Genomic DNA, 14624 nt, shown 5'->3' with positions numbered 1-14624 from the left:
GAGTTTCGAGGCGCGAACACACCTAGCCAGCGAGATCGCCTCGCTTCGCCAGCGCGTTGCCGAACGCCAGACCATCGTTCGCGCGGTGACGGCACTGGCGAAAGGCGCCGATGACGGCCGCGCCTATGCGCAGCTGCGCTCGCTGGCGATGAGCTGGCAGATCAGCGTCGAGGATGCCGCGCGGCGGATCGTGGCAATGACAAGCGAAGAAGCAACGGGCGAAGAAGGCGACGATGACCAGTCCCATCGCGCCTGATCTCACCGCGCCAGGGCGCATGCCGGTCAAGCCGCGCGCCGGCGTCTGGCGCCGGCTGGTCAGGCGCCGTCTGGCTCTGCTCGGGCTGGTCATCGTCGCCATCGTCGTTGCCGGCGCCGTGCTGGCGCCATGGCTGACTGGCTATGATCCCAACGAGCAGATGTTCGACGGCCTGACCATCGAGGGCTCGCCCTTGCCGCCGGATGCAAAATTCTGGCTGGGCACCGACTTGCTCGGCCGCGACCTCCTGACCCGCATCCTCTACGGCGCCCGCACCTCGCTGATCATCGGCATCGTCGCCAATGGCGTGGCACTGTTCATTGGCACGCTGGTCGGTGTTGTCGCCGGCTATTTCCGTGGCTGGATCGGCAGCGCGCTGATGCGTTTCACCGATTTGATGATGGCGTTTCCGGCACTGCTGCTCGCCATTTGCCTGGCCGCGGTGTTCGAGCCCAGCCTGTGGATCGTCGCCATGGTCATCGCTTTGGTCAACTGGGTGCAGACCGCCCGCGTCATCTACACCGAGACCTCATCGCTGGCGGAGCGTGAGTTCATCGATGCCGAACGCACCATCGGCGCGAGCGCGCCGCGCATCCTGTTTCGCCACATCCTGCCGCATCTCTTACCGACCATCATCGTCTGGGGCACGCTCGGCATTTCGACCACCGTGCTGCTCGAGGCGACACTCTCCTTCCTCGGCATCGGCGTCCAGCCGCCCACGGCGTCCTGGGGCAACATCATCTTCGAGAACCAGACCTATTTCCAGGCCGCACCCTGGCTGGTGTTCTTTCCGGGTGCCGCGATCCTGGCGCTGGCGCTCGCCTTCAACCTGATCGGCGATGCGCTGCGCGACATCCTCGATCCGACGCAAAGAGGCCGGGCATGATCGCCTATCTCGGCCGCCGCCTCATCCAGTCGCTGCTGATCCTGCTCGGCGTCTCGCTGATCACCTTCGCTCTGCTCTATCTCCTGCCCGCCGATCCGGTGCGCCAGATCGCCGGCCGCAGTGCCACGCCGCAGACGGTCGAGAACATCCGCCAGCAGCTCGGCCTCGACCAGCCGTTCGTCGTCCAGTACTGGCGCTATCTCACGAAGCTCGTCAGCGGCGATCTCGGCCGCTCCTACATCCAGCGCTCCGAAGTCACCGAGCTGATCGTTTCGCGGCTGCCGGCCAGCCTGTTGCTGATGGTCGGCGCCATCCTGTGCGAGCTGTTGCTCGGCCTGAGCATGGGCCTGATCGCCGCCGTCAAGCGCGGCACCGCCACTGACCAGACGCTGATGGTCGCCTCCTTCGTCGGCGTCTCGGCGCCGCAATTCGTCGTCGGTCTGCTGCTGCTCTACGTCTTTGCCGTGCGGCTCAGCTGGTTCCCGATCGGCGGCTACGGCACCTGGCGTCATCTGGTGCTGCCGTCACTGACCATGGGAATCCTCGGCGCGGGCTGGTACGCGCGCATGATGCGCTCGTCGATGATCGACGTGCTGCGCCAGGATTACGTGCGCACCGCCCGCGCCAAAGGCCTGGCGCGGCGAGCTATCCTGTTCCGCCATGCGCTGCCCAACGCCATCCTGCCGGTGATCGCCATGATCGGCATCGACATAGGCATCTTCATGGGCGGCATCGTCGTCGTCGAAAGCGTATTCGGCTGGCCCGGCATTGGCCAGCTCGCCTGGCAGGCCATCCAGCGCGTCGACATCCCGATCATCATGGGTGTGACGCTGGTGTCGGCCTTCGCCATCGTGCTGGGCAATCTGCTGGCCGACATCATCGCGCCCTTCATCGACCCCCGCATCAAGCTCAGATGAAATGAAAACCAGACAGAGAAAGGGAACATAAAAATGAAAAGGTTTCTCGCATCCACGGTAGCGGCATCGGCGCTGGCGCTGATGCTCGGCATGACGAGCGTTCGCGCCGAGGACGCCGTCGATCCGAACGCCAAGCAGGGCGGCGCCATCACCATCACCTACAAGGACGACGTCGCCACGCTCGATCCGGCGATCGGCTATGACTGGCAGAACTGGTCGATGATCAAGAGTCTGTTCGACGGGTTGATGGACTACGAGCCGGGCACCACCAATTTGAAACCCGACCTCGCCGAAAGCTACGAGATTTCGCCCGACGGCAAGACCTTCACCTTCAAGCTGCGCCATGGCGTGAAATTCCACAATGGCCGCGAGATGACGGCCGACGACGTGAAATATTCGCTCGACCGCGTCACCAATCCGAAGACGCAGAGCCCCGGCGCCGGCTTCTTCGGCTCGATCAAGGGCTATGACGATGTCGCCGCCGGCAAGGCCGAGAGCCTCTCCGGCGTCACCGTCGTCGACCCTTACACGGTCAAATTCGAATTGACCCGCCCCGACGCCACCTTCCTGCATGTGATGGCCATCAACTTCGCCCATGTCGTGCCGAAGGAAGAGGTCGAGAAATACGGCGCCGATTTCGGCAAGCATCCGGTCGGCACCGGCGCCTTCAAGCTCGCCGAGTGGACGCTCGGCGAGCGCATCGTCTTCGAGCGCAATGCGGACTATTGGCACAAGGGCCTGCCGCATCTGGACAAGATCACCTTCGAGATCGGCCAGGAGCCGATCGTGGCGCTGCTGCGCCTGCAGAAGGGCGAGATCGACGTCCCCGGCGACGGCATTCCGCCAGCAAAATTCCAGGAGGTGATGGCCGATCCCGAGCAGAAGGCACGCGTCGTCGAAGGCGGCCAGCTGCACACCGGCTATGTCACCATGAACACCACCATGGCGCCGTTCGACAATGTTAAGGTGCGCCAGGCAGTCAACATGGCGATCAACAAGGCGCGCGTCATCCAGATCATCAACGGCCGCGCCGTGCCGGCCAACCAGCCGCTGCCGCCGTCGATGCCGGGCTACGACAAGGAATACAAGGGCTATCCCTATGACGTCGCCAAGGCCAAGGCGCTGCTCGCAGAGGCTGGCCACCCCGACGGCTTCGAGACACAGCTGTTTGCCATGAACACCGATCCCAACCCGCGCATCGCCCAGGCGATCCAGCAGGATCTGGCGGCGATCGGCATCAAGGCCAGCATCCAGTCGCTGGCGCAGGCAAACGTGATTGCCGCCGGCGGCGACAAGGCCGGCGCACCGATGATCTGGTCCGGCGGCATGGCCTGGATCGCCGACTTCCCGGATCCGTCGAACTTCTACGGCCCGATCCTCGGCTGCGCCGGTGCGGTGCCCGGCGGCTGGAACTGGTCGTGGTATTGCAACAAGGATCTCGACGCCAAGGCGGCCGAGGCCGACTCGGTGGTCGACCCGGCTAAATCAGGCGAACGCGACAAGATGTGGAGCGCCATCTACGACAAGGTGATGGAAGACGCGCCCTGGGCGCCGGTCTTCAACGAGCAGCGCTTCACCATGAAATCGGCGCGCATGGGCGGCGCCGACAACCTCTATGTCGACCCGGTTCATATCCCGATCAACTACGACAATGTGTACGTAAAAGATGTGCAATAACTGCGACTACACCATCCACGGGCGCCAACATCATTTCGGCTGGGACAATTCGTTTGCCCCGGCCGAGCGGGTGGCGCCCGGCTCGACGATCGAGTTCCAGTGCCTCGATTCCTCCGGCGGCCAGTTGCAGGCCGGCAGCACGGTCGCCGACGTCGCCAAGCTCGACTTCGCCACCGTCAATCCGGTGACCGGGCCGATCTTCGTCGAGGGGGCCGAGCCGGGTGACGCGCTGAAGGTGACGATCGAGATGTTCAAGCCGTCCGGCTTCGGCTGGACGGCCAACATTCCGGGCTTTGGGCTGCTCGCCGACGACTTCAAGGAGCCGGCGCTGAACATCTGGAAATACGACGCTGCCTCGCTCGAGCCGGCGCTGTTCGGCAAGAATGCGCGTGTGCCGTTGAAACCCTTCGCCGGCACCATAGGCAACGCGCTGGCGGAAAAGGGCCACCACTCGGTGGTGCCGCCAAGGCGCGTCGGCGGCAATCTCGACATCCGCGATCTCGCCGCCGGCACCACGCTCTATCTGCCGGTGGAAGTGGCGGGCGCGCTGTTTTCGGTCGGCGACACCCATGCCGCGCAAGGTGACGGCGAGGTCTGCGGCACGGCGATCGAAAGTCCGATGGACGTCGTGCTCAAGCTCGACCTGGTCAAGGATGCCAGGCTGAAGACGCCGCGCTTCACCACGCCAGGCCCGGTGACGCGCCATCTCGACGCCAAGGGCTATGAGGTGACGACCGGCATCGGTCCGGACCTGATGACCGGCGCCAGGGAAGCGGTTGCGCAGATGGTCGACCTGCTCGCCGGTCGTTATCACATCGACCCAGTCGAGGCCTATATGCTGGCCTCGGTCTGCGGCGATCTCCGCATCAGCGAGATCGTTGACATGCCGAACTGGGTGGTGTCGTTCTACTTTCCGCGCTGCGTGTTTGAATGAGGAGGGGGGGGTGCCGGAGTAAATCCCTCTCCGGGTCACGCGCGCAATGATCACCGCCAGCGAACCCATACTCGACATCGCCAACCTCTCCGTCAGCGTGCGCGGCGAGGAGGGCGAGCGCGAGGTCGTCTCCGACCTGTCGCTGACGTTGTCTCGTGGCGAGACGCTGTGCATTGCCGGTGAATCCGGCTCCGGCAAATCGATGACCGCTCTGGCCATCATGCAGCTTCTGCCGCAGCCTGCCGCCAGGATTTCATCCGGCAAGGTCCATCTCGGCGATACAGATCTGACGATTCTGGACGAGCGCCGGATGCGGCGCATTCGCGGCAACCGCATCGCCATGATCTTCCAGGAGCCGATGACCTCACTCAACCCGGTGCTGTCGATCGGCCGGCAGCTCACCGAATCCATCGAGGCGCATACCTCCCTGTCGCAGAGCGAGGCTCGCCAGCGTGCCATCGAGGCGCTGAAGGCGGTGCGCATTTCGGAAGCCGAAAGCCGGCTAAAGCAGTTTCCGCACGAACTGTCCGGCGGCATGCGCCAGCGGGTGATGATCGCCATGGCGCTGGCGCTCGAGCCGGACGTGCTGATCGCCGACGAGCCGACGACGGCGCTCGACGTCACCGTGCAAGGCGAGGTGCTGGAACTTTTGCGCGATCTGCAGCGCCAGCATGGCACCAGCGTCATCCTCATCACTCATGACATGGGCGTCGTCGCCGAAATGGCCGACCGCGTCATCATCATGCGGCATGGCCGCATGGTCGAAGAGGGAAAAACCGCTGACATTTTCGCCAGGCCGCAAGCCGGCTACACGCGCGAGCTGCTGGCCGCCGTGCCGCGCATCGGCAGCGGTATCGGTCGCCAGGAATCCAGGAGTGCCGAGACGGCAACGCCGGCCAATGTCGCTGACGTCAAGGACCTGCATGTCCGTTTCGACCTGCATGGCGGCTTCTTCGGCCGGGTCACTCGTTGCGTCCACGCCGTCGAAGGCGTCAGCTTCTCGATCGCGCCCAACGAGACGCTGGCGCTGGTCGGCGAATCCGGTTGTGGCAAGTCGACCACCGCCAAGGCGCTGGCCGGACTGGTGCCCTACAGCGGCGACATCGCCATTGGCGGCCGCAATCTGTCCGGCCTCGGCCGCGACGAGCGCAAGGCGGTGCGCCGCGACGTGCAGATGATTTTCCAGGACCCCTATGCCTCGTTGGACCCACGCATGCGTGTCGGCGACCTCGTCGCCGAGCCGCTGCTGATCCACGGTATCGCCTCGAAGGAAGAGCGCAGCGAGCGTGTCGCAGCGCTGTTCGAGCGCGTCGGCCTGTCGGCCGACCAGATGGAACTCTATCCGCATGAATTCTCCGGCGGCCAGCGCCAGCGCGTCTGCATTGCCCGCGCGCTTGCACTGCGGCCGAAGCTGATCATCGCCGACGAAAGCGTCTCGGCGCTCGACGTCTCGGTGCAGGCGCGCGTGCTCGATCTGTTGAAGGAATTGCAGCGCGAATTCGGCGTCGCCTATCTCTTCATCTCGCATGACATGGCGGTGGTCGAGAACATCTCCGACCGCGTCGCCGTCATGTATCTCGGCCAGATCGTCGAGATGGGCACCCGCGACCAGGTCTTTTCCAACCCGCGCCATCCCTACACCAGGCGCCTGATCGAAGCCGTGCCCGTGCCCGATCCCGCGCAGCGCAGAAGCCGCTTCGCGCGCCTCGACCAGGAAATCCCGAGCGCCACCCGCAGGATCGGCGAGGCGCCGCTGAAACTGGCGCTGAGGGATGTCGGCAACGGCCACCTCGTCGCCGCCGAGGGCTGAGCCGGCACTGCCGCCGGGCGGTTCACATGTTTGTGTCTCTATCTCTCGCCCAAGGCTCGCGTTGCGCCGCCAAACCGTATCGCTTCGAACACTAAATCCCTAACGGCCTCTTGCCCTCTGTCCCTATCTTCCTCATGTTCAATACCATTGCGATGATCGATCGTAGGAGGGTCGGTCGGATTCATCGCTATGGGAGGAAGTCAACCATGAAGGTAAGCCTTTTCGTTTCCGCGGCACTTCTCGCCGCATCCGCGATCCCCGCTTCGGCCGCCGAAATTTCCGACGGCAAGGTCAAGATCGGCATCCTCAACGACCAGTCGGGCGTCTACGCCGACTTCGGCGGCAAGTGGTCGGTCGAGGCGGCCAAGATGGCCGTTGAGGATTTCGGCGGCAAGGTGCAGGGAGCGCCGATAGAAATCATCAGCGCCGACCACCAGAACAAGCCGGATATCGCCTCCAACATCGCCCGGCAGTGGTACGACACCGAGCAAGTCGATGCCATCATGGAACTGACGACCTCTTCGGTAGCGCTCGCCGTCCAGGGGATTTCCAAGGAAAAGAAGAAGATCGACATCGTCACCGGCGCGGCGACCACGGAGCTGACCGGCAAACAGTGCTCGCCCTACGGCTTCCACTGGGCCTATGACACTCACTCGCAGGCGGTGGGTACCGGCGGCTCTCTCGTGCAGCAGGGCGGCGACAGCTGGTTCTTCGTCACCGTCGACTATGCATTCGGCTACTCGCTGAAGGATCAGACCACCAAGTTCGTCGAAAGCCATGGCGGCAAGGTGCTGGGCGAGGTGCGTTATCCCCTGGGATCGACCGATTATTCGTCCTTCCTGCTGCAGGCGCAATCGTCGGGCGCCAAGGTCATCGGCCTGGCCAATGCCGGCCTCGATACCTCCAACTCCATCAAGCAGGCGGCCGAATTCGGTATCGTGCAGGGCGGCCAGCGTCTTGCCGCACTCCTGTTCACGCTGGCCGAGGTGCATGGGCTTGGCCTTCAAGCGGCGCAGGGCGTCGTGCTGACCGAAGGCTATTACTGGGATCGCGACGACAAGAGCCGCGAATTCGGGCAGCGCTTTTTCAAGCGCACCAACCGCATGCCGAACATGATCCAGGCCGCGACCTATTCGGCGGTGACGCAGTATTTGAAGGCGATCGACAAAGCCGGCACGGACGAGACCGAAGCCGTCGCCAAGCAGCTGCATTCGATGCCTGTGGACGACGCGGTGATAACCAACGGCAAGGTGCAGGCGGACGGCAACATGGTTCACGACATGTACCTCTACCAGGTCAAGTCGCCAGCCGAGAGCACCAAGGATTGGGACTACTACAAATATCTCGCCACCATTCCAGGCAACGAGGCCTTCCTCAGCGAGAAGGAAAGCGGCTGTCCGACGGCCGGCCAGTGATCGGCGCGGCCGATGGCGCCGACTGACCTGGACGCGAACGAGCCGCGGGTTGTGCTTTCCGCCCGCGGGTTGCGACGCGACTTTGCCGGCTTCATCGCCGTCAAAAACGTCGATATCGATGTCCGCCATGGCAACATCCATGCCCTGATCGGACCCAACGGCGCCGGCAAGACGACCGTCTTCAACCTGCTCACCAAGTTCCTGGCGCCGACCAGCGGCAGGATCGAGCTGCTTGGCCACGACATCACCCGCACCTCGCCGGCCAGGGTTGCGCGGATGGGGCTGGTGCGCTCGTTCCAGATATCGGCGATTTTTCCGCACCTCAGCGTGCTCGACAATGTTCGCGTCGCGCTGCAGCGGCCGGGTGGTCTTGCCGTTCAATTCTGGCGCTCGCTCGCGGCGCTCGACCGGCTGACCCCGCGCGCCGAGGAATTGCTGCGCTCGGTTGGTCTCGACGACGCCAGGAACAGGCTCGCCGGCGATCTTTCCTATGGCAGAAAACGCGTGCTGGAGATCGCCACGACGCTCGCGCTCGATCCGAAAGTGCTGCTGCTGGACGAGCCGATGGCCGGCATGGGGCATGAGGACGTGGCCACGGTTTCCAGCCTCATCCGTTCGGTTGCCAGGGATCGCGCCGTGCTGATGGTCGAGCACAATCTGACCGTGGTGGCCGACCTTTGCGACTGGATAACGGTCATGCAGCGCGGCGAGGTGCTGGCCGCTGGCGACTACGCCACCGTTAGCCGCGACGAGCGCGTCAAGATCGCCTATATGGGCACCGCCGATGACTAGTGCCGCACCTCTGCTTGCCGTCACCGGCCTCAACGCCTGGTATGGCGAGGGCCATGCGCTGCACGGTGTCGATCTGGAAGTGTTTGCCGGCGAGACGGTCACGCTGCTCGGCCGCAATGGCGTCGGCAAGACGACGACGCTGCGCGCCATCATGGGGTTGATCCGCAAGCGGACCGGCCGGATCGCCTTCGACGGCAAGGACCTGATGCGGCTGCCGCTGCACCGCACCGCCCATCAAGGCATCGGCTTCGTGCCGGAGGAGCGCGGCATCTTCGCAACGCTGACCGTGGACGAGAATCTGGTTCTGCCGCCGGTCGTCGCGCAGGGCGGCATGAGCGTCGAGGAGATATTCGATCTGTTCCCCAATCTGAAGGAGCGGCGCAACAGTCCCGGCACCAGGCTGTCGGGCGGCGAACAGCAGATGCTGGCGATCGCGCGCATGCTGCGAACCGGCGTGAAGATGCTGCTCCTCGACGAACCGACGGAGGGGCTCGCTCCCGTCATCGTGCAGCGCATCGGCGCGTTGCTGGCGACGTTGAAAAAGCGCGGCATGACGATCCTGCTGGTCGAGCAGAACTTTCGCTTCGCCAGTCGTGTCGCCGACCGTTTCTATCTGATGGAGCACGGCAAGGTGGTGGCGGGGTTTCCGGTCGGCGAACTGCCGGACCGCATGGCGCAGCTCCACGAAGTCCTGGGTGTATGATGGCGCCATGACGATGATCTTCGGAATCCCGGTTCAGGCCTTCCTCGGCCAGTTGCTGGTCGGCCTGATCAACGGCTCGTTCTACGCCATGCTGAGCCTGGGCCTGGCTGTCATATTCGGCTTGCTGCGCGTCATCAATTTCGCCCATGGCGCCCAGTATATGTTCGGCGCCTTCGTCGGCTACCTGCTTCTCACCCATCTCGGCATCGGCTATTGGCCCGCTTTGATCCTTGTGCCGCTGATAGTTGGCATCTTCGGCGTCGTGGTCGAGCGCCTGGCGCTGTCGAGGCTGTACGATCTCGATCCGCTCTACGGGCTGCTCTTCACCTTCGGCCTCGCGCTCGTACTCGAAGGCATCTTCCGCTATTATTACGGCGTCTCGGGAAACCCCTACGCCGTGCCGCCGCTGCTTGCCGGCGGCACCAATCTCGGCTTCATGTTCCTGCCCAACTATCGCGGCTGGGTCGTGGTCGCCTCGCTGATCGTCTGCTTCGGCACCTGGGCGCTGATCGAGAAGACCAGGCTTGGATCCTATCTGCGCGCGGCAACCGAGAATCCCCGTCTCGTCCAGGCTTTCGGCGTCAACGTGCCGTTGCTGCTGACCCTCACCTACGGCCTTGGCTCCGCGCTGGCCGGGCTTGCCGGCATTCTGGCAGCACCGATCTATCAGGTGAGCCCGCTTATGGGATCGGACCTCATCATCGTCGTCTTCGCGGTGGTGGTGGTCGGCGGCATGGGATCGATCCTCGGTGCGATCGTCACCGGCTACATGCTTGGCCTCGCCGAGGGCCTGACCAAGGTCTTCTACCCCGAGGCCTCCAATCTCGTGGTCTTCGTCATCATGGCCATCGTGCTTCTGGTCCGGCCGGCTGGCCTGTTCGGAAGGGACGCTTGACATGTCGGAAGGGACATCTGACATGACCGAACTGACGCTTCGCGAGGCATCGGCCAAAACCTCGGCACGGCTGGAATGGATGCTGGTCGGGCTCGGCATCCTGGCGCTGCTGGTAGCGCCTTTCCTGATCTATCCGATCTTCCTGATGAAGATGCTGTGTTTCGCGCTGTTTGCCTGCGCGTTCAATCTTCTGCTCGGCTATACCGGGCTCTTATCGTTCGGCCACGCCACCTTCTTCGGCGGCGCCGCCTACTTCACCGCGCATGCCGTCAAGGTCTGGGGCTGGCCGCCGGAAGCCGGCATTCTGCTCGGCATGGCGGGTGCGGCCTTGCTCGGCCTTGTCATGGGCTTTTTCGCCATTCGCCGGCAAGGCATCTATTTCGCCATGATCACGCTGGCGCTGTCGCAGATGTTCTTCTTCTTCTGTGTGCAGTCGCCCTTCACGCAAGGCGAGGACGGCATTCAGGGCGTGCCGCGCGGCATGCTGCTTGGCGTCCTCGACCTGAACGTCTCGCTGAACATGTATTACTTCGTGCTGGCGGTGTTCCTGATCGGCGTCTTCGCCATCTGGCGCATCGTCAACTCGCCGTTCGGCATGATCCTGCGCTCGATCCGCGAGAACGAGAACCGCGCCATTTCGCTGGGCTATTCCGTCGCCAACTACAAGCTGGGCGCCTTCGTCATGTCGGCGGCCCTGGCCGGGCTGGCCGGCTCGCTCAAGGCGATCGTTTTCCAGTTCGCCACGCTCACCGACGTCACCTGGCAGATGTCGGGCGAAGTGATCCTGATGACGCTTCTCGGCGGCATCGGCACCATGGTCGGGCCGATCATCGGCGCCAGCCTTGTCATTGGCCTGGAAAACACGCTTGCCACTTCCGGCTTTCCGGTGACCATCGCCACCGGCCTCATCTTCATGGTGTGCGTGCTGATCTTCCGGCGCGGCATCGTCGGCGAATTTTATGCGCGGATTTTCAAGCGGGCGGGCAAGGACTGAGCAGTTCAAGCTGGCGGCTGAATACCTGACCGCTCGATTGTCCGGTTGCGTCCTAGTTCTGCCGGTAAGGAACTCGGAACCTGGGGGGCCGCACGCCAATGTTGGACAACTACGCGGTGGACGGGTTTGGCGTGATCCACCAGGTCGACTCCAAACCGATCAAGTATGACAAGCAGTACATTTCCTATTACGAGGACCTGAGTGACCGGACCATCAAGCTCGGATATCAGCGACTCGGCTGGGTGCTGGGGATCACTGGCGAGATCCCCCGGTCCGTGCTGGAGATTGGATATGGCACCGGCACATTCATCGAAGCCGCGAAAATAACCGGGGTCGCCGACTGCGCCGGCTGCGACATAACCAGGTTTCCGCTGCCCAAGGGCGTCCGCTTCGTCGATTGGGATGAGGCGCTCTCCAGCTCGTGGGATCTCGTCGCCATGTTCGATGTGCTTGAGCATATCCCGGATCTGGGTTTCCTCGCCCGGCTTAAGGCCCGCTACCTGGCCGTCGCCGTCCCTTATTGCCGCTGGCGCGAGCTCGGCGCCGACGGCGACGCCTGGTTCCGGACGTGGCGTATGCGTCTTCCCGACGAGCACCTCCACCACTTCGATCGTGACTCGCTGGTGGCATTCCTCGCACGCAGCGGCTTCGAATGCATGACGCTGAACTGCTTCGAGGACGGGATCAGACTGCGCCCTGGCGAAGTGGGTCCGAATATTCTGTCCGGATTCTTTAGAAAGCTATAGACCTCGATCAAATCGATGCGGCTGCTTGGGACCTGGGGCAATCGCGACAATCGCCCGATCGGTACGGGAGCACTGCTGTGGGCAAATCGTGATGCGCGCATTCTTTCGATTGGTTGCCGTTATGATCGTGGTGTCTGGCGCGACCGGCTGCACCAGTGTTTCCTATTACGCGCAATCCGTGCAGGGTCATCTGCGGATCATGACGGCGCGCCAGGATGTCGGAAAACTGATCGAGGACCCTTCGACGCCGAAGGCATTGCGCGCTCGAATGGCATCGGCGAGCGCCATACGACAGTTCGCAACGGATGAACTGGCGCTGCCCGACAACAGCAGCTACCGCAGCTATGTCGATATCGGCCGGGATTCGGTGACATGGGCCGTCTTCGCCGCGCCGGCATTCTCGCTGACGCCGCGAACATGGTGTTTTCCCGTTTTCGGCTGCGTGCCCTACCGGGGATATTTCTCCAGGAAGTCCGCAATTGAAACCGCTGCCGAACTTCAAGGACAGGGCATGGATGTCTATGTGACGGGCATCACCGCATATTCCACGCTTGGCTGGTCGAGTGACCCGCTGCTGAGCACGATGTTCAGCGAGGATAAAACCTATCTTGCAGGGCTGGTGTTCCATGAACTGGCCCACCAGCGCGTCTACGTGCACGACGATTCCGCATTCAACGAGTCGTTCGCTGTCGCCGTCGAAACGACCGGCGTGAGAAAATGGCTGCGCGCGGCTGGCGATACCGCCGCATTGCGCCGTTACGAAGCCGCCCGGAGGCGCAAAGCTGAATTTCTTGCGCTGGTGTCGCAAACACGGGACGAGTTGGCAAAAGTCTATTCCAACGCCGGAACCTCGGAGCAAAAACTGGCCGCAAAGACGGCGGCGATTGAACGGCTGCGGATGCGCTACCGACACATGCGCGACAGGCGCTGGGGCCGATACCGGGGATACGATGCCTGGTTCGCTTCCCCGATCAACAATGCAAAGCTCGCCGCGACTTCCGTCTATAGCGATCGGGTGACCGCGTTTCTGCGCCTGTTCGATCTGTGCTCGGGCGACTATGTCAGGTTCTATGCGTCGGTCCGACGGATTGGCGCACTGGACCAAGCTCACCGTGCCGAAGCCCTTGCGGCCGCAGATCGCTGTTATTGAGTCGGTCAAATGGGAGGGCCCGGAGCGTCGGAGAACATGCGTCCGAAACCAACCAATCACACGGTTGAGATCGCGCGCGGTTCTACTGGTCCGAAAACTTCACGCTCACGCCGCGTTGCCGAAAATAAGCCTGCATCAACTTGCGGCCCGAGCGGTTGTTCTGCGCCAGCTTGGTCGGATCGAACACCGCCTGTTTGATCCCCTCTCGCGTCAGCGCCGCCTTAAGCGCCGCGATATGTGTGTCGATGTCGGCATTGTCCGCCCGGAGCGAGGCATAGATGCTCTCGGTCGCCTCGGCCACGGTCAGTTCGCTCATTGGTGTCGTCCTTTGGTTAGTTGGGCGGCGCTTAGCACAGATTCGCGGTCCGCCGATACCGAGACCGTCAGTACAAAGCGCCCATCGTGAAATCGAACCGTTCCTTATGGGGCTTCGTAGAGTTCCAGCGGCAATCCATCCGGGTCCCTGAAAAAGGTAAACCGTTGGTCTGTGTATGGATCGATCCGGATTGGCTCGACGGCAACGCCTGCGGCTTCCAGGCGGATAATCACGGGATCAAGATTAGCCACCGCGAATGCCAGATGTCTCAGGCCTGTAGCCTCTGGGTGGGACGGCCGCGTCGCCGGTGCAGGGAAGGAGAACAATTCCAGTTGGGCCGACCCGATCCGCAGATCCGCCTTCCATGACTGCCGCTCCTCCCGATAAACCTCCCGGATCAGATCGAGGCCGAGGAGTTCGACGTAGAACCGTCGCGACCGGTCGTAGTCGGTGCAGATGAGCGCGACGTGGTGAATGGCGTTCAGCATGCTGCTAACCCTGGTCAAGCTGGGAGATGAGGCCAAGGCGCTTCAAGGCCTGGATCGTCGCGCCCTCGCCACGGTGCTGATCAACCCCGAGCCCATTATCCATAACACCCGCGTTCCACCGCCAGCCGCCGCACCAGCGCCAGCACGGCATCGATGGTCGGGGTCGGCTTGTCCGTTAGCCTGCCAAGTTCCTGCACCGCGCTCACCAGCGCGTCGATCTCCATCGGCCGGCCACGCTCCAGGTCCTGCAGCATCGAGGTCTTGTGCTCGCCGACATCGCCGGCGCCCTTGATGCGCCGGTCGACCGCGATGGGAAAACGCACGCCGAGGCTTTCGCCGATCGCCTGCGCCTCCAGCATCATGGTGCGGGCGAGCGTGCGGGTGCCCTCGTCGGCAACGATCGCGGCAAGCGTGCTGCCGGTCAGCGCCGAGATCGGGTTGAACGAAAGATTGCCCCACAGTTTTACCCAGATCTCGCTGCGGATGTCTTCGCGCACCGGCGCCTGCAAGCCGCCCTTGACCATCTCCTCGGCCAGAAGCGTGACCCGTTCGCTGCGCTCGCCCGAGGGTTCGCCGAGCGAGAAGCGTTTGCCCTCGACATGGCGGATGAGCCCCGGCGCATCGACCTCGACCGCGGGATAGACG

The 14624-nt window shown here is 63.4% G+C and carries 16 protein-coding genes; 13 read left to right on the top strand and 3 right to left on the bottom strand.

What is annotated here, in order from left to right:
* The 13 genes from EOA22_RS08635 to EOA22_RS08575 form a co-directional block, all read left to right on the top strand.
* Nucleotides 1-256, top strand: a 256-nt coding sequence (locus EOA22_RS08635) for an ANTAR domain-containing protein (protein WP_127389923.1), incomplete at its 5' end; no start/stop codon positions are given.
* Between the two features lie 19 nt (nt 257-275).
* On the top strand, nt 276-1142 hold the full coding sequence (locus EOA22_RS08630; protein WP_128278528.1) for an ABC transporter permease: 867 nt from the start codon (nt 276-278) through the stop codon (nt 1140-1142).
* Nucleotides 1139-2059 (top strand): ABC transporter permease, encoded by a 921-nt coding sequence (locus tag EOA22_RS08625; protein ID WP_024502122.1) that lies wholly within the window; start codon nt 1139-1141, stop codon nt 2057-2059. The genes EOA22_RS08630 and EOA22_RS08625 overlap by 4 nt, the downstream gene beginning before the upstream one ends.
* A gap of 33 nt (nt 2060-2092) precedes the next feature.
* Nucleotides 2093-3736, top strand: a complete 1644-nt coding sequence (locus EOA22_RS08620; protein ID WP_063169703.1) for an ABC transporter substrate-binding protein — start codon at nt 2093-2095, stop codon at nt 3734-3736.
* A complete protein-coding gene (locus EOA22_RS08615; protein WP_024502120.1) occupies nt 3726-4670 on the top strand; it encodes an acetamidase/formamidase family protein in 945 nt (314 codons plus the stop codon). Before EOA22_RS08620 ends, EOA22_RS08615 begins: the two co-directional genes overlap by 11 nt.
* Nucleotides 4671-4716: 46 nt before the next feature.
* Nucleotides 4717-6480 (top strand): ABC transporter ATP-binding protein, encoded by a 1764-nt coding sequence (locus EOA22_RS08610; protein WP_063169704.1) that lies wholly within the window; start codon nt 4717-4719, stop codon nt 6478-6480.
* Between the two features lie 206 nt (nt 6481-6686).
* Nucleotides 6687-7895, top strand: coding sequence for an ABC transporter substrate-binding protein (locus tag EOA22_RS08605; RefSeq protein WP_013528530.1), 1209 nt, complete (start codon nt 6687-6689; stop codon nt 7893-7895).
* Nucleotides 7896-7907: 12 nt separating this feature from the next.
* A complete protein-coding gene (locus tag EOA22_RS08600; RefSeq protein ID WP_063169705.1) occupies nt 7908-8687 on the top strand; it encodes an ABC transporter ATP-binding protein in 780 nt (259 codons plus the stop codon).
* A complete protein-coding gene (locus EOA22_RS08595; protein WP_013528528.1) occupies nt 8680-9390 on the top strand; it encodes an ABC transporter ATP-binding protein in 711 nt (236 codons plus the stop codon). The genes EOA22_RS08600 and EOA22_RS08595 overlap by 8 nt, the downstream gene beginning before the upstream one ends.
* A gap of 7 nt (nt 9391-9397) precedes the next feature.
* Nucleotides 9398-10285: a branched-chain amino acid ABC transporter permease gene (locus EOA22_RS08590; RefSeq protein WP_063170419.1), complete on the top strand. Its 888-nt coding sequence runs from the start codon at nt 9398-9400 to the stop codon at nt 10283-10285.
* A 22-nt stretch (nt 10286-10307) separates the two neighbouring features.
* Entirely contained in the window at nt 10308-11279 is a 972-nt protein-coding gene (locus EOA22_RS08585) for a branched-chain amino acid ABC transporter permease (RefSeq protein WP_024502115.1), read from the top strand.
* Between the two features lie 98 nt (nt 11280-11377).
* Nucleotides 11378-12025, top strand: a complete 648-nt coding sequence (locus tag EOA22_RS08580) for a class I SAM-dependent methyltransferase (protein WP_063169706.1) — start codon at nt 11378-11380, stop codon at nt 12023-12025.
* A gap of 91 nt (nt 12026-12116) precedes the next feature.
* Nucleotides 12117-13175, top strand: coding sequence for an aminopeptidase (locus EOA22_RS08575; protein WP_063169707.1), 1059 nt, complete (start codon nt 12117-12119; stop codon nt 13173-13175).
* Nucleotides 13176-13257: 82 nt separating this feature from the next.
* Here EOA22_RS08575 and EOA22_RS08570 read toward each other — a convergent pair whose 3' ends face one another.
* From EOA22_RS08570 to EOA22_RS08560, 3 genes are all read right to left on the bottom strand, one after another.
* Complete coding sequence (locus EOA22_RS08570; RefSeq protein ID WP_063169708.1) at nt 13258-13491, bottom strand: hypothetical protein; 234 nt, start codon at nt 13489-13491, stop codon at nt 13258-13260.
* Between the two features lie 104 nt (nt 13492-13595).
* The gene (locus EOA22_RS08565; RefSeq protein ID WP_082826717.1) at nt 13596-13979 is read right to left on the bottom strand and encodes a VOC family protein; all 384 of its coding nucleotides are present in this window, start codon (nt 13977-13979) and stop codon (nt 13596-13598) included.
* A 95-nt stretch (nt 13980-14074) separates the two neighbouring features.
* Nucleotides 14075-14624 (bottom strand): 2-dehydropantoate 2-reductase (locus EOA22_RS08560; protein ID WP_164755321.1); only part of this gene is annotated, 550 nt, incomplete at its 5' end.

It is taken from the genome of Mesorhizobium sp. M7A.F.Ca.US.014.04.1.1, from assembly GCF_003998745.1.
Lineage (GTDB): Bacteria > Pseudomonadota > Alphaproteobacteria > Rhizobiales > Rhizobiaceae > Mesorhizobium > Mesorhizobium ciceri.
Note: the sequence above shows the minus strand (reverse complement) of the source record. Positions and strands in the feature narration are given on the sequence as shown.